The sequence below is a fragment of the Streptomyces sp. BR1 genome (assembly GCF_052373795.1).
GTDB lineage: Bacteria > Actinomycetota > Actinomycetes > Streptomycetales > Streptomycetaceae > Streptomyces.
The window spans coordinates 6334565-6358716 of the sequence record NZ_CM126252.1 but is presented as its reverse complement, the minus strand read 5'-3'; the positions used below and the strand labels follow the sequence as shown (position 1 = coordinate 6358716).

20 protein-coding genes are annotated in these 24152 nt (G+C 71.1%); 11 read left to right on the top strand and 9 right to left on the bottom strand.

Features of this window, described 5'->3' with window-relative positions; genetic code table 11:
* Positions 1-75: 75 nt before the first annotated feature.
* The gene (locus ACT1U9_RS27930) at positions 76-1590 is read right to left on the bottom strand and encodes an FUSC family protein (RefSeq protein WP_444539267.1); all 1515 of its coding nucleotides are present in this window, start codon (positions 1588-1590) and stop codon (positions 76-78) included.
* A 279-nt stretch (positions 1591-1869) separates the two neighbouring features.
* Here ACT1U9_RS27930 and ACT1U9_RS27925 point away from each other — a divergent pair, with 279 nt between their 5' ends.
* From ACT1U9_RS27925 to ACT1U9_RS27915, 3 genes are all read left to right on the top strand, one after another.
* Positions 1870-2349: an Lrp/AsnC family transcriptional regulator gene (locus ACT1U9_RS27925; protein ID WP_444535374.1), complete on the top strand. Its 480-nt coding sequence runs from the start codon at positions 1870-1872 to the stop codon at positions 2347-2349.
* Positions 2350-2436: 87 nt separating this feature from the next.
* Positions 2437-3135: a type 1 glutamine amidotransferase domain-containing protein gene (locus ACT1U9_RS27920; RefSeq protein ID WP_444535373.1), complete on the top strand. Its 699-nt coding sequence runs from the start codon at positions 2437-2439 to the stop codon at positions 3133-3135.
* 117 nt (positions 3136-3252) lie between these two features.
* On the top strand, positions 3253-3576 hold the full coding sequence (locus tag ACT1U9_RS27915; protein ID WP_444535372.1) for a cupin: 324 nt from the start codon (positions 3253-3255) through the stop codon (positions 3574-3576).
* Between the two features lie 51 nt (positions 3577-3627).
* Here the strand turns inward: ACT1U9_RS27915 and ACT1U9_RS27910 are convergent, their stop codons facing one another.
* Positions 3628-4575: a tellurite resistance/C4-dicarboxylate transporter family protein gene (locus ACT1U9_RS27910; RefSeq protein ID WP_444535371.1), complete on the bottom strand. Its 948-nt coding sequence runs from the start codon at positions 4573-4575 to the stop codon at positions 3628-3630.
* A gap of 201 nt (positions 4576-4776) precedes the next feature.
* Here ACT1U9_RS27910 and ACT1U9_RS27905 point away from each other — a divergent pair, with 201 nt between their 5' ends.
* The 5 genes from ACT1U9_RS27905 to ACT1U9_RS27885 all read left to right on the top strand — a co-directional run bounded on the left by ACT1U9_RS27905 (position 4777) and on the right by ACT1U9_RS27885 (position 12425).
* Positions 4777-5829: a chitinase gene (locus ACT1U9_RS27905; protein WP_444535370.1), complete on the top strand. Its 1053-nt coding sequence runs from the start codon at positions 4777-4779 to the stop codon at positions 5827-5829.
* A 369-nt stretch (positions 5830-6198) separates the two neighbouring features.
* A complete protein-coding gene (locus ACT1U9_RS27900; RefSeq protein WP_188274702.1) occupies positions 6199-6426 on the top strand; it encodes a type A2 lantipeptide in 228 nt (75 codons plus the stop codon).
* A gap of 74 nt (positions 6427-6500) precedes the next feature.
* A complete protein-coding gene (locus ACT1U9_RS27895; RefSeq protein ID WP_444535369.1) occupies positions 6501-7307 on the top strand; it encodes an HlyD family efflux transporter periplasmic adaptor subunit in 807 nt (268 codons plus the stop codon).
* A complete protein-coding gene (locus ACT1U9_RS27890; RefSeq protein ID WP_444535368.1) occupies positions 7304-9565 on the top strand; it encodes an NHLP family bacteriocin export ABC transporter peptidase/permease/ATPase subunit in 2262 nt (753 codons plus the stop codon). Before ACT1U9_RS27895 ends, ACT1U9_RS27890 begins: the two co-directional genes overlap by 4 nt.
* Position 9566: 1 nt before the next feature.
* Positions 9567-12425: an NHLP bacteriocin export ABC transporter permease/ATPase subunit gene (locus ACT1U9_RS27885; protein WP_444535367.1), complete on the top strand. Its 2859-nt coding sequence runs from the start codon at positions 9567-9569 to the stop codon at positions 12423-12425.
* 7 nt (positions 12426-12432) lie between these two features.
* Here ACT1U9_RS27885 and ACT1U9_RS27880 read toward each other — a convergent pair whose 3' ends face one another.
* From ACT1U9_RS27880 to ACT1U9_RS27860, 5 genes are all read right to left on the bottom strand, one after another.
* Positions 12433-12888 (bottom strand): DUF3574 domain-containing protein, encoded by a 456-nt coding sequence (locus tag ACT1U9_RS27880; protein WP_444535366.1) that lies wholly within the window; start codon positions 12886-12888, stop codon positions 12433-12435.
* 123 nt (positions 12889-13011) lie between these two features.
* The gene (locus tag ACT1U9_RS27875) at positions 13012-13998 is read right to left on the bottom strand and encodes a DNA-binding protein (protein WP_444535365.1); all 987 of its coding nucleotides are present in this window, start codon (positions 13996-13998) and stop codon (positions 13012-13014) included.
* Complete coding sequence (locus ACT1U9_RS27870) at positions 13995-15209, bottom strand: MAB_1171c family putative transporter (RefSeq protein WP_444535364.1); 1215 nt, start codon at positions 15207-15209, stop codon at positions 13995-13997. Before ACT1U9_RS27870 ends, ACT1U9_RS27875 begins: the two co-directional genes overlap by 4 nt.
* A complete protein-coding gene (locus tag ACT1U9_RS27865) occupies positions 15206-15781 on the bottom strand; it encodes a toxin (protein WP_444535363.1) in 576 nt (191 codons plus the stop codon). The genes ACT1U9_RS27870 and ACT1U9_RS27865 overlap by 4 nt, the downstream gene beginning before the upstream one ends.
* A 154-nt stretch (positions 15782-15935) precedes the next feature.
* Entirely contained in the window at positions 15936-16358 is a 423-nt protein-coding gene (locus ACT1U9_RS27860; protein ID WP_444535362.1) for a secondary thiamine-phosphate synthase enzyme YjbQ, read from the bottom strand.
* Positions 16359-16466: 108 nt separating this feature from the next.
* Here ACT1U9_RS27860 and ACT1U9_RS27855 point away from each other — a divergent pair, with 108 nt between their 5' ends.
* Complete coding sequence (locus ACT1U9_RS27855; protein WP_444535361.1) at positions 16467-17567, top strand: NAD(P)-binding domain-containing protein; 1101 nt, start codon at positions 16467-16469, stop codon at positions 17565-17567.
* 106 nt (positions 17568-17673) lie between these two features.
* Here ACT1U9_RS27855 and mltG read toward each other — a convergent pair whose 3' ends face one another.
* Positions 17674-18504, bottom strand: a complete 831-nt coding sequence (gene mltG / locus ACT1U9_RS27850) for an endolytic transglycosylase MltG (RefSeq protein WP_444535360.1) — start codon at positions 18502-18504, stop codon at positions 17674-17676.
* A gap of 60 nt (positions 18505-18564) precedes the next feature.
* The gene (locus ACT1U9_RS27845; RefSeq protein WP_444535359.1) at positions 18565-20376 is read right to left on the bottom strand and encodes an ABC transporter ATP-binding protein; all 1812 of its coding nucleotides are present in this window, start codon (positions 20374-20376) and stop codon (positions 18565-18567) included.
* A gap of 149 nt (positions 20377-20525) precedes the next feature.
* On the opposite strand from ACT1U9_RS27845, the gene ACT1U9_RS27840 reads away from it, so the two are divergent.
* Both ACT1U9_RS27840 and ACT1U9_RS27835 read left to right on the top strand, forming a co-directional pair.
* Positions 20526-20969: a MarR family winged helix-turn-helix transcriptional regulator gene (locus ACT1U9_RS27840; protein ID WP_188274717.1), complete on the top strand. Its 444-nt coding sequence runs from the start codon at positions 20526-20528 to the stop codon at positions 20967-20969.
* 13 nt (positions 20970-20982) lie between these two features.
* Complete coding sequence (locus ACT1U9_RS27835; RefSeq protein ID WP_444535358.1) at positions 20983-23943, top strand: FAD-binding and (Fe-S)-binding domain-containing protein; 2961 nt, start codon at positions 20983-20985, stop codon at positions 23941-23943.
* Positions 23944-24152 lie beyond the last annotated feature (209 nt).

Here is a 24152-nt window from a genome sequence, read left to right as displayed (position 1 = left end):
GCCCGGCGCTGATGGCCGCGACGGTAGCAGGCGGTCTAGACCAACTCCGCGAGGCGGGCGGCCGGTCGGTGCGGGTCAGCCCGTGAGGGCCGGGGCGCGCGTCGGGGTGCGCAGGGGCGTGGCGAGGTCGGCGAGCGCCCGCTCCAGGTCGTGCAGATGCGCGAGGGCGGCCTCGGCGGCGTGGTGGTGCTTGGCGGGTGCGGGGTCGGCCTGAGTGGCAGCCACCGGCACCTCGCCCGTGACCGCCGCCGGGGTGACCAGCGCCTCCACCGCCGCCTCGACGCGGCGGCAGGCCGCCGTCAGGCGGGCGTCGTGGGAGGCGGCCGGGTCGGCGGCGACGGCGGTCAGGCCGCGCACCTGGCGGGCGCAGTCGTCGAGCAGCGCGATGATCTGGCGGGCACGCGACTTGCGGCCCTTGAACGGGCTGAGCGGGTGGACCAGCGGGGCCAGCGAGAGGCGGACCCGCCCGAGCAGCAGCTCCAGCTCGGCCGCGTGCGGCGTCGGGTCGGCGCTGTCGTCCCCGGCGAGCCGGCGGGTCGCGGCGCTGGTGCAGCCGCGTACGCAGTGCAGGGCGCGCTCGATCCAGGCGTCCGTCGCCGCGTGCGTGGTGACCGGCAGGACGAGCCCGACGGCCGCGGCGGCACCGAGCGCACCCACCGCGGTCTCCTCGAAGCGCAGCACGAGCAGCCCGGGGTGCAGCACGCCGAGCAGCCCGTAGAGCAGTCCGGCCATGACGGTGACGAAGAACATCATCCAGGAGTACGACACCGGAGCCGTGTAGAAGATCCCGAAGACGCAGACGGCGACGCCGAGCGCGGTGGGCGCGGGCGCGCCGTGCAGGGGCAGCGCGACGACCAGGCCCGCGGCGATGCCCACGACCGTGCCGAGCACCCGCCGGAAGCCCCGGACCAGGGTCTCGCCGCGCGACGCGGTGTTCACGAAGATCCACCAGGCGGTGCCGACGGCCCAGTACCAGCGCTGCTCGGAGAGCATCTGGCCCACGCCCAGCGCGATGGCGCAGGCCACCGTCGCCTGGAAGGCCTGGCGGGTGGTGGGGCGGGCGAGTCCCCGGCCGGTGAGCGGGGCCGGGGCGGCGGGCGGCGGCATGTGCCGCTCGAAGCACCAGAGTCCGAAGCGGACCAGGGCCGAGGCCGCGATCGCCAGCGCGATGGCCCCGTACAGCTCGGGCAGCTGTGCCGGGACGGCGTGCAGGAACTGCGTCGTGAAGAACATCATGAAGCCGAACACGCCCAGCGCGTGGCCGCGCGGGCCCCAGCGCCTGGCGTAGACGCCCGCGAAGACCACGGCCAGCCAGGCCGCGTCGCGCAGCAGCGGCACGCCGTGCAGCGCGGTGGCCAGGGCGAGGACCGGGAATCCGACGGCCGGGAGCAGCGCGGTGCTGACCGCCTGACCTCGGACGGTGGGGTCGGCGACGGTGAAGAGGGCGAGCAGCGCCGCCAGGCCACCGGTGATGGAGGCGGGCAGGGACATGCCGCACAGCTCGGCGGCGGTGACCGCCAGAGTGATGCCGAGTACGGCACGCGCGGAGACCCTCAGTCGCACAAGCCCCGGATCCGGAGCCACAAACATCCTCTTCACGGCGGTCGCCGCGCCCCCCTTCGCTGAGAAAGCCGTCCGCTCGGGCCGCGCCCGCAGGGGCGCGCGTCGACGGACATGGCAAAGGCGCCGCGTCCGGGACCGGCGTCGTCGCCGCCCGGCGCTGTGCGGCGCCGTCTATTTGCTACGTACAACTTGCTACGCACAAGAGGAAAGCATCCGCAGTGACACTGGCTCAACTGCTCTCCTTTCGACTGAGCCATTGGTACAGTTGAATCGCGTATAACAGGACCACGAAGGGGCCAACGGACCATGGCGGTGGACGCGCTCGACACCCGCATCCTGCGGCTCCTCATCGAGCAGCCGCGCACGAGCGTGCGGGAGTACGCGCGTCAGCTCGGCATCGCGCGGGGCACCCTCCAGGCGCGGCTCGACCGCCTTGAACGGGACGGCGTGATCACCGGAACCGGGCCGTTTCTCTCCCCCGCGGCCCTCGGCCACCCGGTCCTCGCCTTCGTCCACGTCGAGGTCACCCAGGGACATCTGGACGAGGTCGGCGACGCGCTGGCGGCCGTGCCGGAGATCGTCGAGGCGTTCTCGATCACCGGTGGCGGTGACCTGCTGACCCGGGTCGTGGCCCGCGACGCCGGTCACCTGGAGGACGTGATCCAGCGTCTGATCCAACTGCCGGGCGTGGTGCGCACCCGCACCGAGGTGGCCCTGCGCGAACGGGTCCCGCACCGGCTGCTGCCGCTGGTGGAGGCGGTGGGGCGGGACGCGGGCACGGCATAGCGCGGCGTCCTGAATGGCCGCCGTCCGGCCACGGGGCTACGTTCGAGGGCATCGGCACGACTGCGACCACCCCGGAGAACATCTGCCATGGCAAAGATCCTTTTCGTGATGACCGGCGCCGACCAGTGGACGCTCGCCGACGGCACCAAGCATCCGACCGGCTTCTGGGCCGAGGAGGCCGTCGCCCCGTACGAGGCGTTCACCGGAGCGGGCCACGAGATCACGGTCGCCACGCCCGGCGGGGTCGTGCCGCCCGTCGACAAGGGCAGCCTCGCGCCCGAGGTCAACGGCGGCCAGGAGAACGCCGACCGGGTCGCGAAGGTCCTCGCCTCGATGGACGAGCTCCGGCACCCGGTCAAGCTGGCCGAGGTCGAACTCGACGCGTACGACGCGGTGTTCTACCCCGGCGGCCACGGCCCGATGGAGGACCTGGCGGTCGACCCCGACTCCGGCAAGCTGCTCATCGACGCGCTCGGCTCCGGCAAGCCGCTCGGTGTGGTCTGCCACGCCCCGGCCGCGCTCCTCGCCGCCACCCGTGCGGACGGCTCCAACGCGTTCGCGGGCTACCGCCTCACGGGCTTCACCAACGCCGAGGAGACGCAGGCGGGCCTCGCGGACAAGGCGAAGTGGCTGCTCCAGGACCGTCTGGAGGCGGCGGGCACCGACTTCCGCGAGCGCGAGCCGTGGACCCCGCACGTGGTCGTCGACCGCAACCTGGTCACCGGCCAGAACCCGGGCTCGGCCGCGCCGCTCGCCGCCGAGATGCTCAAGATGCCGGGTTCCTGACCCGGCCGAGTTGCGTACCGCGCAGGAGCCGGAAGGCTGGAGAGCGTTCGAAGGCCGGGAAACGTCCGTACGTACGGACGCGGACCCGGCCGTCCGACTCAGCGAGGGGACACACCCATGCAGGACCTCGCGGCGCTCGCCGGGGAGCATCTGACCAAGGCACGCCTCGCCTCGCACGGCCGCAGCGCCCATCTGATCGTCCACGACGGCGCGCTGCGGCAGAGCGTGATCGCCCTGACCTCGGGCTCGGCGCTCGACGAGCACAGCGCCCCACTGGCGTCCAGCCTCCAGGTGCTGAGCGGCCATGTGCGGCTGACGTCGAACAGCGGCAACAAGGAGCTGAAGGCCGGGCAGCTCTGCGAGATCCCCAAGGAACGGCACGGGCTGCTCGCTCTGGAGGACTCGGCGGTACTGCTGACGGCGGTCACGGCCGTGATGTAGGCGTACGGAGACGGCTGCGGCCGACGCCACCTCACCCGGGCACCGAAGCCGTCACCGAGCCGCCCCGACCCCCACCCCCCGTACCGCGACGAACACCGCCACCGTCACCGCCCACGCCGCCACCGCGACCCACAGCAGCACCTCCCCCGGTGTGCGCAGCGCCCCGATGCGCGCCGCCACGCCCGTGGAGAGCGCCGCCACGGCGGTCATCCCGAGGGGGAACACGGTCGCCCAGCGCCGTACGTCGTAGTGCGGCCGTGGCCGGACCACCTCGGCCGTCAGCAGGATGGCGTACGCGGCGAAAGCTAGCCCGAGCAGGACAAGGGTGGCCGTACGCAGCACGTGGTGCGCGGTGCCGGTCCACAGCGGGGACGCGGTGAGCTTCGATCCGGCCAGCGCCGAGATCGCCAACGCGCCCCCCGCGATCCACTGGTCGCCCGCCCCCGTCCACACCTGCCGTACGTCGAACCGGACCAGCGCCTCCAGATAGAGCAGCACCCCGAGGCAGAAGAGGACGAGCGCCGCCCACCCGAGCCAGTCGCCGCGCCCCGCCGCCGCGAGGTTCGCCGCGAGGACCGCGAGCGCCTGGGTGGCGACGCACACCAGGAAGACCCCGCCGGGCATCCGGCGCCGCCAGTGCCGTACGACTCCGTAGAGCAGAACGGGCCACAACGCGGCGGCCAGGGCGAGGAGGACGGCGGCGGCGGGCTGCCAGCCGAGCAGCGAGAGGCGGGCGCCGAGCACGGCGGTCGCCGCGACGGCGGTGAGCGCGGGCGGAGTGTCGGCCTCCGCCTCCCAGCGGGGGCGGTCGCGCAGGAACCGTACGGTGAACCGGACGGCGAGCAGCAGCCACACCGCCGAGGCCAGCGCCAGCGCGATCCTGGAGAGGGTCTCGTGGCCGATGAGGTGCAGGCCGACCGAGACGATGCCGGTCGCCATCACGGCGGCGCCCGCCGCTGCGGGGAGGTCGGCCCACCAGTGGCCGGAAGGACGGTTCACCGTGTCATCGGTACGCGGCGACCGCCGGGGCCGCCACCCGGGTGCGCCAATGGGGGCATTCCGGGCACCCCGCACCCTCGGCCGGACACCCCGACTCCCGCTTGGTCCAGACCTATTGACGAAAGGTCTGGACCTCCTTACGGTGTGGCGCAACCGGACCCCGTACGTCTCCAGGTTCCCCACGACCCAGGAGGTACCGCCATGCTCGGTCGGACATTACGTCTGCTGGGGGCCGGCCTCGCGCTGGCCTGCGCCGCGCAGTTGCCCGCCGTTGCGGCCGACGCCGCACCCTCGGCCGACACCTGCGCGGTGAAATCGAAGCCCGCGGGCAAGGTGCTCCAGGGCTACTGGGAGAACTGGGACGGCTCGTCCAACGGCGTCCACCCGCCGTTCGGCTGGACCCCGATCACCGACTCCCGGATCCCCGGCCACGGCTACAACGTCATCAACACGGCCTTCCCGGTGATCCTTTCGGACGGCACCGTCCTCTGGGAGGACGGGATGGACTCCACCGTGAAAGTCCCCACACCGGCCGAGATGTGCCAGGCCAAGGCCGCCGGGCAGACGATCCTGCTCTCCATCGGCGGCGCCGCTGCCGGGATCGACCTCAGCTCCAGCGCGGTGGCCGACCGGTTCGTGGCGACCGTGGTGCCGATCCTCAAGGCGTACAACTTCGACGGCATCGACATCGACATCGAGACCGGCCTCGTCGGCAGCGGCTCGATCACCGAGCTGTCGGCCTCGCAGACCAACCTCGTCCGCATCATCGACGGCGTGCTCGCCCAGATGCCGTCGGACTTCGGCCTGACCATGGCCCCGGAGACGGCGTACGTGACCGGCGGCAGTGTGGCGTACGGCTCGATCTGGGGCGCGTATCTGCCGATCGTGAAGAAGTACGCGGACAACGGCCGGCTGTGGTGGCTGAACATGCAGTACTACAACGGCAACATGTACGGCTGCTCCGGCGACTCCTACTCCGCCGGCACCGTCGAGGGCTTCACCGCACAGACGGACTGCCTCGACAGGGGGCTCGTCGTCCAGGGCACCACGATCCGGGTCCCCTACGACCAGCAGGTCCCGGGCCTGCCCGCCCAGCCGGGCGCCGGGGGTGGCTATATGCCGCCGGACCTGGTCTCGCAGGCGTGGCAGTACTACGGCGGCGGCCTGAAGGGCCTGATGACCTGGTCGATCAACTGGGACGGGTCGAAGGGCTGGACCTTCGGCGACAACGTGAAGGCGCTGCAAGGGCGTTGACAGCCCGGCACGCACTCCGGAATCCCACCTTCCGAAAACCTGCACACCGCGTGCGCAGACCGGTCACCGCACTCCTGTTCTCACCCTGGTCCGTACCAGTCGGTGAGGGCCTTAACAGCCGGAGTGTCCCAGTTGAGCAATTGGATATCCGGGGACGAGGAATTCATGAAGTGAAGCTCGTGAAGAAGCTGCCCCCAAGTGATGAACACCTCTGCACGCGGCGGTAATAAGCACGGCGGATAACCCCTGATCAGGGCCGGTGGGGATTGGCTGTGTACGCCGTCGGCATGCTTTGATCCTGCCCCATACGGAGGCCCCGCCAACGGGCTCTCCGTAGTGAATTCCCCCCGAATGAAGGGCAGTTTCCCCATGAACATCACCCCGCAGGTCGAGACCCGCGAGATCTCCGACGCCGACCTCGACAACGTGTCCGGCGGCCTCGTCGGCACCGCGCTCGGCAACGTGACCGGCACCGCCGACTCGCTCCTCCCGGTCTCGGGCATCGTGGGCTCGGTCACGGGTCTCGTGCAGTCGACGACCGGTGTGAACGTCGGCGCGGTCACCGGCATCGCCTCCGGCCTCACCGCCGGTCTCTGAGACGCCGTGTGAGCCCCGGAACCCGCTCGGTTCCGGGGCTCCCCGCATCGTTACGCAGGTAAGGGCAGCGTCCCGTGCAATTTCGTCAACAGGCCCTGTCCAAGCTGCAGTCACCGGAGGATCTCGACCTGCCGGTGCGTTTCGCGCGCCCGCAGGGCCGTCTCGTCCTCCTCGTCACCGTGGCCGTGATGGCCGCCGCCTGCTTCTGGGCGCTGACCGGCTCGGTCTCCGCCACCGTGAGCGCACCCGGCATCCTCACGCACGCGCAGGGCAGTTACGTCCTGCAGAGCCCGTACGCGGGCCAGGTCACCGGGGTGCTCGCCAAGGAGGGCCAGAGCCTTTCCGCCGGAGCCCCGCTGCTCACCGTCCGTACGGAACGCGGCGACCGGATCGTGCGCGCCATCGCCTCGGGCCGTCTCACGGCGCTGAAGGCCACCATCGGCGCGGTGGTCGCCACCGGCGCGGACGTGGCGAGCGTGGAACGGATCGGCTCCAGCGACGACCCCCTGATGGCGATGCTGTACGTATCGGGCGACGCGGGCGCCTCCGTCCCGGTGGGCGCCAAGGTGGACCTCAGCGTCCAGTCCGTACCGTCCGGGCAGTTCGGCGTGGTGCGCGGACACGTGGCCGCCGTCGGCAGAACGTCCCAGACCCGTGAGCAGATCGCCGCCTTCCTCGGCGACGCCCAGCTCGGCGAGCAGTTCTCGCAGCACGGCAGGCCGGTCGCGGTCCTGGTGCGCCTCGATCGCTCGGCCGCCACCAGGTCCGGCTACGCGTGGTCGTCGGCGCAGGGCCCGCCGTACGCGATCGACTCCATGACCCCGGCCGACGGCACCGTCCATCTGGCCGACCAGCGCCCGATCGATTGGCTGCTCCCGTGACCGCCCCGCACACCGCACCTCCACAACTGCCGCCGCCCGGGCGGCGCCGCCGCGACAACCCGCCACCGGACAGGCGCCGTTCGCGGTCGGCGCCCAAGGCGAAGAAGACCAAGACGGTACGCACCCCCACCATCCTGCAGATGGAGGCGCTGGAGTGCGGCGCGGCCTCGCTCGCCATGGTGCTCGGCCACCACGGCAGGCATGTGCCGCTGGAGGAGCTGCGCATCGCCTGCGGCGTCTCACGCGACGGCTCCCGGGCCAGCAACGTCCTCAAGGCGGCCCGTAGTTACGGCCTCACGGCCAAGGGCATGCAGATGGAGACGGCCGCGCTGGCCGAGGTCCAGGGCCCCGCCATCCTCTTCTGGGAGTTCAACCACTACGTCGTGTACGACGGCCCGGGCCGTCGGCTCGGACGGCGTGGCGTGTACATCAACGACCCCGACAAGGGCCGCCGTTTCGTGCCCGCCGAGGACTTCGACACCAGCTTCACCGGTGTCGTCCTGGTCCTCGAACCGGGCGAATCGTTCCGGCGCGGTGGGAAACGGCCCGGCGTGCTGGCCGCGCTGCCCGCCCGGCTGCGCGGCACCACCGGCACGATGCTCGCCGCGCTCCTCGCCAGCCTGCTCCTGGTGGCCGTCGGCGCGACGCTGCCCGCGCTGAGCCGTACGTATATCGACATGTTCCTGATCGGCGACCAAACGTCGCTGCTCGGTGTGCTGTTCGCGGCGATGGGGACCATGGTGGCGCTCACCGCCGTGCTGACCTGGCTCCAACAGGCGAACCTGCTACGGGGACGCGTCATCTCGTCCACGCTGGGCGGCGCCCGCTTCTTCCGGCATCTGCTCAGACTGCCGGTCACCTTCTTCGCGCAGCGCAGCCCGGCCGATCTCGTCCAGCGGCTCCAGTCCAACGACGCGGTGGCCGAGACCCTGGCCCGCGATCTCACCGCCGCCGCCGTGGACGGGGTCGTGGTGCTGCTCTACGCGTTCGTGCTGTGGAGCTACGATCCCCAGCTCACCGTCATCGGCATAGGCATCGCCCTGCTCAACGTGGTCGCGATGCGCATCGTCGTACGGCTGCGGGCCACCCGTACGCAGAAGCTGCGGGCCGACAGCGCGCGGCTGACCAACACCTCGTACACCGGCCTGCAGTTGATCGAGACGATGAAGGCGACCGGCGGCGAGGACGGGTACTTCCGGCGCTGGGCGGGGCAGCACGCGACCACGCTGGAGGAGCAGCAGCGGCTCGGGGTGCCGAGCGCGTGGCTGGGGGTCGTCGCACCGCTGCTCGCCACGCTCAACAGTGCGCTGATCCTGTGGATCGGCGGGCTGCGGGCGGTCGAGGGGCATCTCTCGATCGGTCTGCTGGTCGCCTTCCAGGCGCTGGTGACCCGCTTCACCGCGCCGGTCACCCGGCTCAACTCGGTGGCCGGGCGGGTCCAGGACTTCGCGGCCGACGTCGCCCGGCTGAAAGACGTCGAGAACTTCCCGGTGGACGCGCTGTACTCGCGCGGCGAGGTGGCCGAGAGCACCCGCAGGCTCAAGGGCCATGTGACGCTTGAGGACGTCACCTTCGGCTACAGCCCGCTGGACGCCCCCCTGCTCACCGGATTCTCGCTCTCCGTGGGACCGGGGCAGCAGGTGGCGCTGGTCGGCGGCTCGGGCAGCGGCAAGTCGACGGTGTCCAGGCTGATTTCGGGGCTCTACGCGCCCTGGGAGGGCACGATCCGTATAGACGGGCAGCGCCTGGAGGACATCGCGCGCGGCGCGCTCGCCGCGTCGGTCTCCTTCGTCGACCAGGACGTCTTCCTCTTCGAGGGGACGGTCCGGGACAACGTGGCGCTGTGGGACCCGTCGGTCCCCGACGACGCCGTGGTGGCCGCGCTCCAGGACGCGGCGCTGTACGAGGTGGTCGCCCGGCGCCCCGGCGGCATCCACAGCCGGGTCGAGCAGGACGGCCGCAACTTCTCCGGCGGGCAGCGCCAGCGCCTGGAGATCGCCCGTGCGCTGGTGCGCCGCCCCAGCATCCTGGTGCTCGACGAGGTCACCAGCGCCCTGGACGCGCAGACCGAGCAGGTCATCATCGACAATCTGCGCCGCCGTGGCTGCGCCTGCGTGGTGATCGCCCACCGGCTGAGCACGGTCCGCGACAGCGACGAGATCGTCGTCCTCGACCACGGAACCGTCGTGGAACGCGGCCGCCACGAGGACCTGGTGGCCGCCGGGGGCCCGTACGCCGAGCTGGTCAAGGAGCATTGAGGTGACATCCGTCCACCACCTCCCGAACGCCGGCGCGGCCGGGCCCGACGCGGTCATCGGCGCTCTCGGCGGCCTCGGCCGGCACATCGACTGCACCGGACTGCGCGGCCTCGCCCTCGAAGGCCCGCAGGTGCTGTGGCTCGTCATGGACGGCGCCCTGGACCTGTTCGCGGTCGACGCGGTGGAGCAGGGCCACTGGCACTTCCTGGGCCGCCTCGAACCGGGCACGCTGCTCCTGGGCCCCGTCGAGGGCCCGCGCCACACACTCATCGGCCGCCCGCTGCGCGAATGCGTCCTGCGCCGGATCCCGCTGCGCGAGCTCTATCGCCCGTACGACACGGAGTACGGCGCGTACGAGGGCCAGTACCCCAGTCAGTACGACACCGGCGACGCCGCCCTCAGCCTCCTTGAGCACGCCTTCTCGCTCGGCGTCGGGCGCGGCCAGCGCGTGTTGTTCGAGGCCCCGCTCGACGGGCGTACGACGGTCGACGAGACGGTGGCCGACGACGACGTGCTGTGGCTGCCGATGTCCCCGGGCAGCGTCCAGTACGGCGCCGCGTTCAGCGCGGAGGCGGCCGGTGACCTGCTCGTCGACGGCGCGCTGTGGCAGGGCATGGTCAACCGGCAGTACCGTCTGCTGTCCGCCCTCGACCGCTGGATCGAGCGCCTTGAGCGCGCCCACGAGGACCGGGCGGCGGCCGGGATCAAGGCGGGCGAGGCCGTCCGCGACGAGGCCGACCGGGCTCTGGTCACCTCCATCGGCCGCCCCGGTAAAGCGAGTTCGGCCAAGACGGCGGCCGGGGACGACGCCACATACGCAGCATGTCGACTGGTGGCCGAGGCTTCCGGGATCACCCTCACCGAGCCGTCGCGCGGCGGCGCGGTGAGCGAGCGGATCGACCCGGTCGAGCAGGTCGCGGTCGGCTCGCGCGTCCGCACCCGTCCGGTCCGCCTCGACGGGCGCTGGTGGCGCGAGAACGCCGGACCCCTGGTGGGACACCGCGCCGCGAGCGGAGCCCCGGTCGCGCTGCTCTGGCGCCGGGGCGGATACGAGGCGGTCAACGCGGTGACCGGCCGACGCACCCGGGTCGACGACACCAACGCCGACGAGTTCGAGCCGCGGGCGGTCATGTTCTACCGTCCGCTTCCCGAGAAGCCGTTGAGCACCTGGCGACTGCTCCGATTCAGCCTGCGCGGCACCCGCGCCGACCTGCGCAATCTGATCCTCGCCGGGCTGGTGACGGTCGGGCTCGGCGCGCTGGTGCCGCTGGCGACGGGGCAGGTGCTCGGCGTCCTCGTACCCCGGGCCGAGAGCGGCCTGATCGTGCAGGTCTCGCTGGCGGTCATGGTCGCGGGGATCGTGGCGGCGGCCTTCACCCTGCTCCAGAACCTCACCATCCTGCGAATGGAAGGACGCATAGAGAGCACACTCCAACCGGCGGTGTGGGACCGACTGCTACGCCTCCCAACAAAATTCTTCGCCGAACGCTCCACCGGTGAGCTGGCGAGCGCGGCGATGGGGGTCAGCGCGATCCGCCGGGTGCTCTCGGGCATCACCCCGGTCGTCGTCCAGTCGGTCACGATCGGCGTGGTCAACCTCGTGCTGCTGCTCTGCTTCAGCGTCCCGCTGGCGCTGACGGCGATGGCGATGCTGCTCGTCATCGCAGGCGTGTTCCTGGCGCTGGGGATGTGGGAGCTGCGCTGGCAGCGCCGACTGGTCGCGCTCGGCAACAAGCTCAACAACCAGGCGTTCCAAACCCTGCGCGGGTTGCCGAAGCTGCGGGTCGCCGCCGCGGAGAGCTTCGCGTACGCGGCGTGGGCGCGGGAGTTCGCCCGCAGCCGCGAGCTCCAGCAGCGCGCGGACCGCATCAAGAACGTGACGACGGTGCTCAACGCGGTGTATCTGCCGCTGTGTTCGCTGATCGTGTTCGTCCTGTTGGCAGGCCCGGCGCGAGGTTCCCTCTCGGCGGGCGCCTTCCTGACCTTCAACACCTCGGTGACGATGCTGCTGACGGCGGTCACCCAGCTGACCGGCGCGTTCCTGTCGGCCGCCGCGGCGCTGCCGATGTACGAGCAGATCAAGCCGGTACTCGACGAGGCCCCCGAGACCCACGGCACCAGCACGCAACCAGGCGCCCTGACGGGCGAGATCGAGGCGCGCGGCCTGTCCTTCCGCTACGGCGAAGACGGCCCGCTGGTGCTCGACGAAGTTTCTCTGAAGGTCCGGCCGGGTGAGTTCGTGGCGATAGTAGGCCCCAGCGGCTGCGGCAAGTCGACACTGCTGCGCCTGCTGATCGGCTTCGACAAACCGGTCTCGGGCAGCGTCCTGTACGACGGCCAGGACCTGTCGGCACTGGACCCGGCGGCCGTGCGCCGCCAGTGCGGAGTCGTCCTGCAGAACGCCCAGCCGCTGACCGGCTCGATCCTCGACTGCGTCTGCGGCGCGGAGGTGTTCAGCCAGGAGGAGGTGTGGCAGGCCATCGCGATGGCGGGCCTGGCCGAGGACGTCCAGCGGATGCCGATGGGCCTGCACACCATGATCGCCGGCGGCGGCGCGGTCTCCGGCGGCCAGCGCCAGCGCCTGATGATCGCCCAGGCCCTCGTCCGCCGCCCCCGCGTCCTCTTCTTCGACGAGGCGACGAGCGCGCTCGACAACGAGACCCAGCGCGTGGTCATCGAAAGCACCCGCGCGCTGGCCGCCACCCGCGTGATAATCGCCCACCGCCTCTCCACGGTCCTGGACGCGGACCGCGTACTGGTGATGTCAGAGGGCCGAGTGATCCAGGAGGGGCCGCCTGGGGAACTATTGGCGGATACGGGTGGGGCGCTGCATGAGCTGGTGCGGCGGCAGTTGCGGTGACCGTCTGTCAGAAATCCGCCTGAGCCCAAACATCCGCCCGACCGACCGACTCCAAGGCATACTTCGTGCAGTACAGATGCCGGATGTACTCGATCGCCGGGTCGTGAACACGGAACTCCCCCACCGGATACAGCACCGTCAGCTCGTACGAGCGCTCGTGGTTGATGCTGCCGTTCTTGTCGCGCCACTGGCCGCGGCCCTCCTGGATGGTCAGGCCGGAGGGGAAGCGGGGGGTGATCACGTCGGCTACGAACTTCATGAACTCGTCGTCGGGGATGGGGGGTTGGCCGCCGTGGCGGCCGGAGCCGAAGTAGAGGTGGGTGGCGATGTACGGGCTGCCGTGGCCACCGACGGGCCGCGAGGCCGAGGGGGCGGCTGTCCCGTAGGCGACGTCCGACGTGGGGCCCTGGGTGACGAAGAGGAGCGCGACCGCCACGAGGGCGGCGGCCGCGGGCGTCGACAACCGTATGTGCAGCATGGTGTCCCTGTCTGTTGGTGTGGTCCTGGTGGGGGTGTTGCTCAGTGGCGTGACGCCGACCTGGCTGTGGCTGTGGCTGTCAGCGGCCTGACGCCGACCTCGTACGCGTTACGGGGAGCCCGGCACGCACTTCAGCAAGTACGCTGCCGCGTCCCGCAGGTTCGCGGGGGCGGTGGTGCGTTCCAACAGCTGAGCGGCCGTCCTGCCCAGCGTCTGCGTCGTGCGTACCGAACCGATCGCGCCCGCGCGCGGCGCGATGTCCGCGATCAGGTCCTCCGCCTCGGACCATGCCCCGGATCCGACCAGCGCGGCGAGCAGTTCGGCGGTGAACAGGTGCCGGTAGGACGGGCCGGGGGCCGTGGCCGCCTCGTGGAGGAGGGGGACGGCCGTGTCCCATTCGCGCAAGCGGGCGTACACCCAGCCACGGTGGCCGAGCAGTTCGATCTCGTCGATCCACCAGGCCCAGTGCGGGTCGTCGGCCGAGACGCCGTCCAGGAAGCGGCTCCGGGCGCGGGAGATGAGGTCCACGGCCTCGCGGCGGCCGCCCAGCAGCGCGCTCGCGTGCGCCTGCCTCACCAGGACGAGGCTGCTGACTCTGGCGGGGAGCGGCCTCGGACCGGCGACGCGGGAGGCGGTCTCCAGTGCGCGCCTCGGGCGGCCGGTGTGGGCGTCCAGCATGCTGTCGTTCAGGAGCACGAGACGGGCCATGCCGCGGTCGCCGCAGAGTTCGGCGAGCGCCAGCGCTCGGGCGTTCATGTGGTGGGCGCGGCCGTAGAAGCCCGCGTCGAAGAGGACCCAGCCGATGACCTCGCACAGTTCGGCGAGGGCGGCCAGGAGGTCGCTCTTGCAGTCGCGCAGCCGGGCGGGGTCGGCGGTCAGTTGTGGAATGTTCCGCAGCGCCTCGCGTACGGCCGGTACGGCGGCCGTCGCCCCGTACTCGGCGTCGATCGACACGAGCCGCTGGACGGTGCCCAGGGCCAGCGGGATCAGCGCGCCCGGGTCGGCGTCGGGAGCCGTTGCGGGACGCGGTCGAGCCGTCGACGCCGTGGCCGGGCGCGGCCGAGTCTTCGAAGCCCTGGCGGACCGTACGGTCATGAGCTGAGCTGCGCGTTGGTGCGCCGGGGCCGGGCCTGTGCGAGGGCGGTGAACGACGACGCCACCTCGGTCAGCCACTCGACCTCGTCGCGGAAGTCGTCGTACGGCGGCCGTGCGGGGATGTCGGACGCGTCGGCCCGCTCGGCCCGTTCCTCGGCCGGAATGCTCAGCACGGCACGCACCTGCAACGCCTCGCCGAGCGGCGAGGTGGGGTCGTCGGGCAGGTCCAGGGAGCGGGCCTCACGGGAGAAGTCTGCCAGGGACAGCGTGGTGCGCAGCATCAGCTGGCCGTCGCGGATCTCGATGACGCGGCGGTAGAGGCTGTAGTGCGGATCGCGGGGCGGGATGAGGTCGCGCGGCCAGCACCGGGGCGGATCGAGGGCGATGTCGGGCGAGGCCTGGTACAGCGCCCACCACAGGGGACGCAGCCGCAGATACGAGCGGTAGCTGCGTAGCCAGCCCAGCGCGCGGGTGAGGTGGATGCCCCAGGACGGAATCGTCCACCCCAGGATCTGGAGCAGGGCGCCGACGCTGCCGCAGGTCCACTGGATGGGGTCGAGCGCGGAGGCGTCGAAGTGCAGCCGGGTGCCGGCGATCTGGATGCTGCGCGTGACGCAGTAGACCATGATCAGGCTCGCGCCGACGGTCACCGTACGCATACCGAACCGCAGCCATTGCCGGTTGGCCATCTTGGTGAAGCGCAACGACAGCCGTACGGTCTCGAATTGACCGATGCCGCAGATCAGGAGATAGAAGGACATGTACAGGGCGTAGTGGCCGTCCTGAATGCTGAGCAGGATCGTCGATGTGGCCGATTTCGACTTGGCGAACGGGGTCGCCACGAACGACGCCACGAAGAGCACGGCCAGCGCGACGCCGAAGAACAGCATCCGCCGCCGGGCCCTGAGCGGGGCCTCTTCGGGGGGCGAGGACCAGTAGACGAGAACCACTTGCTGGGCGGCGGTCAGGACGACCACCGCCACCTGCACGATCAGCGACGTGATGTTGGGGCGGCCGAAAAGCGCGGAGATGTGCAACCGCAGAACGTCGAGGTCGACCAGGAAACTGATCCCGGAGCAGAGGAAATACGTGCACAGCGCCCACAGCGCCGGGTCGTTCCTTCTGCGCAGGAGATCCGGAAGGCGATAGGCGAAAGCCGCGAGCCCGCCGATGGCACAGGTCCACGACAGGAATCCATAGAAGTCGTTCATCCGTGATCCGGTTTGCCGACGCCGTTCTCGATACGCGCGACGACCTCCGCGGCCTCCGCCGGGACGCCCCAGGCGGGTTCGAGCCATCGCTTCGTGGCCCTGGCCAGGATCAACGAGGCCATCATCTCGGCCTCCTGCTCCTCGTCGTCGCTGTAGCGGGAGCGCATCAGCATGCTCTGGACGACGCCCGGGTCGACGTCCGAGAACAGCGGACCGGTTCCGCTCTCCTCGAATTTCACCGAGCCGCGGTGCTGAAAGGCGATATGGGCCAGTTCATGCGCGATGATGTGTTCCTTGTGCGACGCCGAGGCCGCCTTCTCGTACGCGATGATGTCGAAGTCGTCCATTTTCAGCCAGAGGCCGAAGAGATGACGTTCCGGGAACGGCATCGGAATCAGATGGATGGGGCGCTCGTTCTGCGCACTCAGATAGCGGTGGAGTTCATCGATGCCGCAGCCGTGCTCCATACCCCACTGGGCGAGCAGAGCCTCACACGTCTGGCGAACCTTTTTCAGGCGACGCCTGCGCCGACGGTCCTCCGGCGACGGCAACGCGGAATCGGACACCTTCATCCCCGGCCCTGACCTCGCTGATTCAACACGCCCACGATTCAGGGGTCCCGAACCCCGAGCAGACAACGCGGCCATGATGCCACACGGTCAACTGGCAGACGATTGGCGCGAGTTCGCCCGGTGTACGCGTTGGCGAGAATTCGCCCCTCGCATATCAGCCCAGAAAGCTCAGCCTTACCTGCCGCTGCGGGTTGTCCTTGTTCGTGTCGACCAGACACACCGACTGCCACGTCCCCAGCTCCAGCCGCCCGGCCACGACCGGAAGCGTGGCGTGCGGCGGGACGAGGGCCGGCAGCACATGGTCGCGGCCGTGGCCGGGGCTGCCGTGCCGGTGCTGCCAGCGGTCGTCGGCCGGAAGGAGCGTGTGCAGCGCCGCCAGCAGGTCGTCGTCACTGCCCGCACCCGTCTCCAGAACGGCGATGCCGGCCGTTGCGTGCGGGACGAACACATTCAGGAGCCCGTCCCGGCCACGAGCCGCCTCCTGGAGGAACCGCTCGCAGTCGCGGGTCAGATCGATGACGGTCTCAGAGCTTCCGGTGGTGACACGGAGTACTTGGGTGGTGAAGGCGTCGGGCATGCCTCCATCCTGCCGCCCGGTCCCGGGTGGCGCGCTACGGGTACGGCGCACGTACGACCCGGGTAGCGCCCGGGGAAGATCTGCGCCCGCCCCTTGGTTAGTGGAACCGTGAACGACTTCGTGGCGCAGGAAGCGCGGGACGTGGACGTGGTGGTCATCGGTGCCGGACAGGCGGGCCTGTCCGGGGCCTACCACCTGCGCCGGGCGGGCCTTGAGCCGGACCGCGACTTCGTGGTCCTCGACCACGCGCCCCGGCCCGGCGGCGCCTGGCAGTTCCGCTGGCCGTCCCTCACGTACGGCAAGGTGCACGGAATGCACGCGCTGCCCGGCATGGAGCTGACCGGCGCGGATCCGGCGCGGCCCTCCTCGGCGGTGATCTCGGAGTACTTCGCGCGCTACGAGGACACCTTTGGGCTCCGGGTCCACCGGCCTGTGGACGTGAACGCGGTACGGGAGGGCGAGCGGGGGCGGCTGCTCGTCGAGACCTCCGAGGGGACGTACGCCACGCGCGCGCTGCTGAACGCGACCGGCACCTGGGACCGGCCGTTCTGGCCCCGCTACCCCGGCCAGGAGACGTTCCGGGGGCGCCAGCTGCATACCGCGAATTATCCGGGACCGGAAGAGTTCGCAGGTCAGCGTGTTGTGGTGGTGGGTGGCGGGGCCTCGGGCACCCAGCATCTGATGGAGATCGCGGAGTACGCGGCCTCGACGACCTGGGTGACACGGCGGCCCCCTGTGTATCGCGAAGGCCCCTTCACCGAGGAGCTGGGGCGGGCGGCGGTCGCCATGGTCGAGGAGCGCGTACGGCTCGGGTTGCCACCGAGGAGTGTCGTGTCGGTGACGGGGCTGCCGCTGAACGACGCGATTGTCGCGGCGCGGGCGAAGGGCGTGCTCGATCGGTTGCCCATGTTCGACCGGATCACCCCGGGTGGGGTGGTCTGGGACGACGGGCGGTCGGTGGACGCGGACGTCATCCTTTGGGCCACTGGGTTTCGGCCCGTGATCGACCATCTGGCGCCGTTGAAGTTGCGTACGGCGGGTGGGGGTATTCAGATCGACGGCACTCGTGCGGTGCGGGATGCTCGGGTCCATCTGGTGGGGTATGGACCCTCGGCTTCTACGATCGGAGCGAACCGCGCTGGGCGCGCGGCTGTTCGGGAGATCCGGATGTTGCTCGGGCGGACGCCAGCGGCGGCGGATGCGGGGTGACCCCTGCGTTGTGCTCCGCGCATGGCGTTTAGTGCAGTCTGCGGGCCGTCCTGGGCTTGTCGCGCAGTTCCCCGCGCCCCTGAAAAACGGCGGGGACGGGGTGGAGCTAACCCGTGGGCTTGCTCCGGGCCTTGTTGAACTCCCTTACGTTCCGCTGCTGTTCCGCGTAGTTGCTTGTGAAGCGCGTGTCGCCCGGGGCCACCGTGACGAAATAGAGCCAGTCCCCCGGTGGCGGTGCGATCGCCGCGTTCAGGGCCTGTTGGCCCGGGTTGTCGATCGGGGTCGGGGGCAGGCCGTCGCGCGCGTACGTGTTGTACGGGCTGTCGGTCCTGGTGTCGGCGCGGGTGGTGGACAGGGTGGAGCGGTTCAGGGCGTAGTTGAGCGTCGAGTCCATCTGCAGCGGCATGCCCTTGGCCAGCCGGTTGTAGATGACCCGGGAGACCTTGCCCATGTCGGCCGTGGTGTCGGCCTCGGCCTGCACGATGCTGGCGACGACCACAGTCTGATAGACCGTCATCTTGTTGCGCCCGGCACCGGCCGCGATGTGGTCCTTGCCGAAGCGTTTGTTGGCGGTGCTCACCATGTAGGCGAGCAGTCCGGTCGGGGTCGTCTTCTTGGTCACCGGGTAGGTGGCCGGGAAGAGATAGCCCTCGGGGTTGCCGTTGGCGTCGGACGGGAGTTCAAGGCCGGCCGACGACGCCGCCTGGCGGGTGGTGCCCGGGGCCACTCCGAGGCGCTTGTCGACCGCCGCGTACACCTGTCCGGCCCGCCAGCCCTCCGGGATGACCAGGGACTTCACCTTGCCGCCGGTCTCCCGCAGCACCAGGACGAGCACCACGGCGCCCGCCACGAGCGTCAGGGCGAGTGCGGCCAGCAGCAGTCGACCTCGGCGGGTCAGCCGGGTCCGGGTCCCGGCACTACGCGTGGACTCCGTCATACAGGCACGGTATCCCGGTCCCCCCGGCCCGGGCGGGACCGTCGCCCGCCCGGCCCACCGTCATGAGGCGACCGGTGCCAGACGGGCGTCGCGGCGGACCAGGGCCGCGTACCGGCCGTCCTGTTCGAGCAGTTGCTCGTGGGTCCCGCGCTCGGCTATGCGGCCACTGTCGAGGACCACGATCTGGTCGGCGTCGCGGACGGTGGAGAGCCGGTGCGCGATGGTGAGCGTGGTGCGACCCACCGAGAGCGCGTCTATGGCCTGCTGCACCGCGTGCTCGGTACGGGTGTCCAGCGCGCTGGTCGCCTCGTCGAGGATGAGCACGGGCGGGTCGCGCAGAATCGTCCGGGCGATGGCGAGCCGTTGCTTCTCGCCGCCGGAGAACCGGTAGCCGCGCTCGCCGACCAGGGTGTCGTAGCCGTCGGGCAGGGACGCGATGTGGTCGTGGATCTGGGCCGCACGCGCGGCCGCCTCCAGCTCCTCGTCGGTGGCGTCCGGCTTGGCGAAGCGCAGGTTGTCGGCGACGGAGGCGTGGAAGAGGTAGGTCTCCTGCGAGACGACGCCGACCGCGCGCGCGAGGGTGTCGAAGTCGAGGTCGCGCACATCGACCCCGTCCAGGGTGACCCGGCCGCCCGTCACGTCGTACAGGCGCGGCACCAGATAGCTGAGCGTGGACTTGCCGGAGCCGGTCGGGCCGACGACGGCGAGGCTGGCGCCGGCGGGCACGGTCACGTCGACCGCGCTCAGGGTCGGGCCGCTCTTCTCGTCGTATGCGAAGTCGACCGATTCGAAGCGGACTTCGCCGCGGATCTTCTCCAGCCGGACCGGGTGCTCGGGCTCGGTGATGTCGACCGGCAGGTCGAGGTATTCGAAGATGCGCTGGAAGAGCGCGAGCGAGGTCTGCATCTGGACGCCGGTGCTCAGCAGGCTCACGGCGGGCCGGAACAGGCCCTGCTGGAGCGAGACGAAGGCGACCAGCGTGCCGATGGAGATCGAGGGCCCGCCCTGCTGGAGGGTGAGGCCCGCGGCCCAGTAGATGAAGGCGGGCATGGCGGCCATGACGATGCCGATGGTCGACATCCGCCACCGCCCGGCCATGCTGGAGCGCACTTCGAGGTCGACGAGTCGCTCGGACTCGGCCGCGAAGGACTTCGTGAGCGAGTCCGAGCGGCCCATGGTACGGCCGAGCAGGATGCCGCTGACCGAAAGCGACTCGGTGACCTCGGCGGCCATCGCGGCCATCTGCTTCTGCCGCTGGGTCGTGATCTTCTTGCGCTCGCGCCCGACCTTGCGGCTGATCCAGACGAAGACCGGGAGCAGCAAGAGTGAGACGGCCGTGAGGCGCCAGTCGAGGGCCAGCATGGCGACGACGGTGGCTATGACGGCGGTGAGGTTGGAGACGAGCGAGGTCGCGGTGGAGGTCACGGTCGCCTGCATGCCGCCGATGTCGTTGGCGATGCGCGACTGGACCTCGCCGGTCCGCGTCCTGGTGAAGAAGGCGAGCGGCATCCGCTGGAGCTGCGCGTAGACCCCGGTGCGCAGATCGTGCATGACGCGCTGGCCGACGGTCGTCGAGATCAGCGTCTGTAGGACGCCGAAGACGCTGTTGACGACGGCGGTGAGAATCATGCCCAGGGCGAGCAGGCTCAGCAGCCCGGTGCGGTTCTGCGGAATGGCGACGTCCAGGATCTCGCGCAGCAGGAACGGCGAGGCGACCGAGACGAGCGAGGACGCGCCGACCAGCAGGCCCACGATGGCGAGCCGGCCACGGTAGGGGCGGAAAAGCCCGAGGATGCGCCGCGTCTGCCCGGGCGGCTGCTCGCGGACGCGGTCACGGGACGGGGGTGTCCAAGAGGATTCTTCGGGGTGCATGAGCTCCTTCGACAAGGGGTGAGGCGACAGGACGGCGCCGATCGCGAGGTCGTTCCGGCCACCGCGACGACGCCACTGACAAGACTTTGCAGAGCATAGCTCATTGTTACCTATACTCACAATGCACAAGGTCCTGATATTGTTCCCGCATGAGCACTACCGACGCCGACGGCATGCTGGCCGAACAGCTGCTCCGGCTCACGCGCAGACTGCACCGCATCCAGAAACAGCACTTGGAGCCGGTCGGCATCACCCCCGCCCAGTCCCGGCTCCTGCGCATGGTGGCGCACCACGAGCAGCCGCCCCGCATGGCCGATCTCGCCGCCCGTCTGGAGGTGGTCCCGCGCGCCGTGACCAGCCTGGTCGACGGGCTGGAGGAGAGTGGGAACGTGCGCCGGGTCCCCGACCCGAGCAACCGCCGGGTGGTGCGGATCGAGCTCACCGACACCGGCCGGCAGACGCTGCGTGCGCTGCGCGGCGCACGCCGGGGCGCGGCCGAGGAGATCCTGGCGCCCCTGACCGCCGACGAGCGCGAGGTGCTCGGCGGTCTGCTGTCCGCTCTGGTCGACGGAGTGCCGGAGCGCCGCTGCTGAATGGATTCGCCGCATGCCGCTCCTGGAGCCGACGCCGCAAGCACTGCGACCCCCGGGGCTGCGCGCCCCCTCCCCCGACCGGGTCCCGGACCGGCTGGCGGGCGGCACACCGGAGCCGCTGCGCGGCGAGCTGACCGCGCTGCTCGGCGCCGACAAGGTGCTGTGGAAGATCTCCGATCTGGTGCGCTACGCGTCGGACGCCAGCCCGTACCGCTTCGTCCCCCAGGTCGTGGTCGTCGCCGAGGACATCGACGACGTCTCGGCGGTGCTCTCGTACGCGCACGGCAAGGGCCGTGAAGTGGTCTTCCGCGCGGCCGGGACCAGCCTGAACGGGCAGGCGCAGGGCGAGGACATCCTGGTCGACGTGCGCCGCCACTGGGCCGGCATCCAGGTCCTGGACGGCGGCGCCCGCGCCCGGATCCGGCCCGGCACCACGGTCGCCCGGGCCAACGCGGCGCTCGCCCGGCACGGGCGCGTCCTCGGCCCCGATCCGGCGAGCGCGCTGGCCTGCACCATCGGCGGGGTCGTCGCCAACAACGCCTCCGGCATGACAGCGGGCACCACCCGCAACTCGTACCGGACACTCGCCTCGCTCACTTTCGTCCTGCCGAGCGGCACGGTCGTCGACACCGCCGACCCCCGCGCCGACGAGGATCTGGAGCACGCCGAACCCCGGCTCTGCGCGGGCCTGTTGGCGCTCAAGGCGGAGATCGAGGCGGACCCGGAACTCACCGCCCGCATCCGGGCCAAGTACGAGATCAAGAACACCAACGGCTACCGGCTCGACGCCTTCCTGGACGGCTCGACGCCGGTGGAGATCCTGCGCGGCCTGATGGTCGGCTCCGAGGGCACGTTCGGCTTCATCTCCGAGACCGTCTTCGACACCGTGCCGCTTGAGCGCGAGCTCTGTACGGCGCTGCTCTTCTTCCCCACGCTCCCGGCCGCGGCGGCCGCCGTGCCGCTCTTCAACCGGGCGGGCGCGCTCGCCGTCGAGCTGATCGACGGCAACACCCTGCGCGCCTCGGTCAGTGTCGAGGGCGTGCCGGCGGACTGGGCAGCCCTCCCCGGGGAAACGGCCGCGCTGCTCGTGGAGTTCCGTGCCGCCGACGAAGAAGGCCGTGCGGCGTACGAGCGGGCGGCGGCCGAGGTGCTCGCCGGGCTCGAACTGGTCGCGCCCGTCGCCTCGGTGACCAATGAGTTCACCCGTGACGCGCGGACGATCGCCGGGTACTGGAAGGCCCGCAAGGCGTTCGTGGCGGCGGTGGGCGGCGCCCGCCCGGCCGGGACGACGCTGATCACCGAGGACTTCGCGGTGCCCCCGGCCCGGCTCGCCGAGGCCTGCGAGGCACTGCTCGCACTCCAGGAGGAGCACGGCTTCGACGCCGCCGTCGCCGGGCACGCGGCCCACGGCAACCTGCACTTCCTGCTCGCCTTCGACGCCTCCAGAGAAGACGACGTGGCCCGCTACGCCGCGTTCATGGACGCCTTCTGCCGGCTGACGGTGGAGCGCTTCGACGGCTCGCTCAAAGCCGAACACGCCACCGGCCGCAACATCGCGCCGTTCCTGGAGCTGGAGTGGGGCCCGCAGGCCACCGAGCTGATGTGGCGGACCAAGCAGGTCATCGACCCGGACGGGGTGCTCGCGCCCCGGATCGTCCTCGACCGCGACCCGCAGGCCCATCTGCGCGGCCTCAAGACCATCCCGAGGATCGAGGCGATCGGCGACCCCTGCATCGAGTGCGGGTTCTGCGAGCCGACCTGCCCCAGCCGCGATCTGACCACCACGCCCCGCCAACGCATCGTGCTGCGGCGGGAGATGACCCGGCAGAGCGCCGGCTCGCCCGTCGAGGAGGCGCTGCTCGGCGCGTACGGCTATGACGCCGTGGACACCTGCGCGGGCGACTCGACCTGTGCGCTCGACTGCCCGGTGGGCATCGACACCGGCGCCCTGATGCGGGAGTTGCGCCATCGGCGGCACAGCGCGCGCGAGGAGCGCGCCGCGGCCCTGGCCGCCCGTCACTTCAAGGCCGTCGAGGCCTCGGCGCGCCTCGCGGTCGCGGCGGCGCGTACGATCGGCGACCGGCTCGGCGACCGCGCCCTCGCGCGCGCGACGGGCCTCGCCCGCAAGGCCGTCCGCCCCGATCTCGTCCCCGAGTGGCTGCCGGAGATCCCGGGCGCGGCCGCCCGCGCCCTGCCGCGTACGCGACGGGTGGGCGCGGTGGCCGTCTACTACCCCGCGTGCGTCAACCGGATCTTCGGCGAACCCGAAGGCCACCGGGGCCCGTCGCTGCCGCAGGCCCTGGTGGCGCTCGCCACGCGCGCGGAGCGGCCCGTATGGATCCCCGACGATGTGCCGGGCACCTGCTGCGCCACCATCTGGCACTCGAAGGGCTACGCCGAGGGCAACGCGGTGATGGCCAACCGGATCGTCGAGGCCGCCTGGGGCTGGACCGCGGGCGGCACGCTTCCGCTGGTCGTCGACGCCTCGTCCTGCACCCTCGGCATCGCGCGCGAGGTGGTGCCGTATCTCACCGACGACAACCGGGAGTTGCATGCGGCAATGAAGGTCGTCGACTCGGTGGTGTGGGCCGCCGAGGAGCTGCTGCCCCGGCTCACCGTGCTGCGCAGGGCCCGCTCGGCGGTGCTCCATCCGACCTGTTCCATGCGGCATTTGGGCGACGAGCCGCAGCTGCGGGCCGTCGCCGAGGCGTGCGCCGACGAGGTCGTGGTGCCGCACGACGCCGGGTGCTGCGCCTTCGCGGGCGACCGGGGGATGCTCCACCAGGAGCTCACTGCGTCGGCCACCGCGCGCGAGGCCGGGGAGCTGAGTGGCCGTCACTTCGAGGCGTATCTCTCGGCCAATCGCATGTGCGAGCTCGGCATGGAGCGGGCGACCGGCCACGGCTATGTCTCCGTACTCCTGGAGCTCGAACGGGCCACCAGGCCGGGGCCGGAGTACCTGCGCCGCACCTGAGCCGACGCACTTCTGACGTATCGTCAGTGACCCGGCCGCGCCGTTCCCTCACGCCTCCCACGCCCCGGACGGATCCGGACGTACCGTGACGTCGTGCAGCGGTGTATCTCCCCAGGGCTGCCCCTGGCGTCGACAGGCCCCCTTGCGCGGCAGCAGCCCCAACAACCATGGTCCTTACCGAGGTTCGTGTAACGCCGCGCAGAAATCAG

Excerpts from the sequence above, each read along its gene's own strand:
- ACT1U9_RS27845 (WP_444535359.1), bottom strand. The coding sequence starts at position 20,376 with ATGCACCCCGAAGAATCCTCTTGGACACCCCCGTCCCGTGACCGCGTC.
- ACT1U9_RS27930 (WP_444539267.1), bottom strand. The coding sequence starts at position 1,590 with ATGTTTGTGGCTCCGGATCCGGGGCTTGTGCGACTGAGGGTCTCCGCG.
- ACT1U9_RS27875 (WP_444535365.1), bottom strand. The coding sequence starts at position 13,998 with ATGACCGTACGGTCCGCCAGGGCTTCGAAGACTCGGCCGCGCCCGGCC.
- mltG (WP_444535360.1), bottom strand. The coding sequence starts at position 18,504 with ATGACGGAGTCCACGCGTAGTGCCGGGACCCGGACCCGGCTGACCCGC.
- ACT1U9_RS27870 (WP_444535364.1), bottom strand. The coding sequence starts at position 15,209 with ATGAACGACTTCTATGGATTCCTGTCGTGGACCTGTGCCATCGGCGGG.
- ACT1U9_RS27840 (WP_188274717.1), top strand. The coding sequence starts at position 20,526 with ATGAGCACTACCGACGCCGACGGCATGCTGGCCGAACAGCTGCTCCGG.
- ACT1U9_RS27905 (WP_444535370.1), top strand. The coding sequence starts at position 4,777 with ATGCTCGGTCGGACATTACGTCTGCTGGGGGCCGGCCTCGCGCTGGCC.
- ACT1U9_RS27860 (WP_444535362.1), bottom strand. The coding sequence starts at position 16,358 with ATGCCCGACGCCTTCACCACCCAAGTACTCCGTGTCACCACCGGAAGC.
- ACT1U9_RS27835 (WP_444535358.1), top strand. The coding sequence starts at position 20,983 with ATGCCGCTCCTGGAGCCGACGCCGCAAGCACTGCGACCCCCGGGGCTG.
- ACT1U9_RS27900 (WP_188274702.1), top strand. The coding sequence starts at position 6,199 with ATGAACATCACCCCGCAGGTCGAGACCCGCGAGATCTCCGACGCCGAC.
- ACT1U9_RS27865 (WP_444535363.1), bottom strand. The coding sequence starts at position 15,781 with ATGAAGGTGTCCGATTCCGCGTTGCCGTCGCCGGAGGACCGTCGGCGC.
- ACT1U9_RS27925 (WP_444535374.1), top strand. The coding sequence starts at position 1,870 with ATGGCGGTGGACGCGCTCGACACCCGCATCCTGCGGCTCCTCATCGAG.
- ACT1U9_RS27920 (WP_444535373.1), top strand. The coding sequence starts at position 2,437 with ATGGCAAAGATCCTTTTCGTGATGACCGGCGCCGACCAGTGGACGCTC.
- ACT1U9_RS27915 (WP_444535372.1), top strand. The coding sequence starts at position 3,253 with ATGCAGGACCTCGCGGCGCTCGCCGGGGAGCATCTGACCAAGGCACGC.